Genomic DNA, 327 nt, shown 5'->3' on the forward strand with positions numbered 1-327 from the left:
GAGCGTGGCATTCACCTTCTCGTTCCGGTTGTTGCCCTGGCCGGTCAGGATGTCGAGCGCGCCCTGGGGCAGTATCCCCTAGAGGCTGGGGGGTCGGTCGTTGATGGCCGAGGCATCCGCCACAAGGCCGTAGGCGGACACCAAAGCGGCGATCGCGGGGAAGATCGCCAGCAGGGCGAAGAAGGTGACGCCGGCCAAGTCCAGCATGATCCGGTTCTCACCGACGACCCGGTAGGCACGCAGGGCGATGTCTTTCCAGCCCTGGGCAGGGATCTCGGTGGGCTTGGACGCTTGGCGGCCGCGGTCCGCCTAGGTGCGAGCTACTTC

Annotated in this window: 1 protein-coding gene; it reads right to left on the reverse strand. The window is 66.7% G+C overall.

Features of this window, described 5'->3' with window-relative positions:
• Positions 1–78 precede the first annotated feature (78 nt).
• Positions 79–207, reverse strand: a complete 129-nt coding sequence (locus MKK63_RS32130; protein WP_409564457.1) for a hypothetical protein — start codon at positions 205–207, stop codon at positions 79–81.
• Positions 208–327: the final 120 nt, after the last annotated feature.

Origin of the sequence: Methylobacterium sp. J-088, from assembly GCF_022829295.1 — a bacterium.
Lineage (GTDB): Bacteria > Pseudomonadota > Alphaproteobacteria > Rhizobiales > Beijerinckiaceae > Methylobacterium.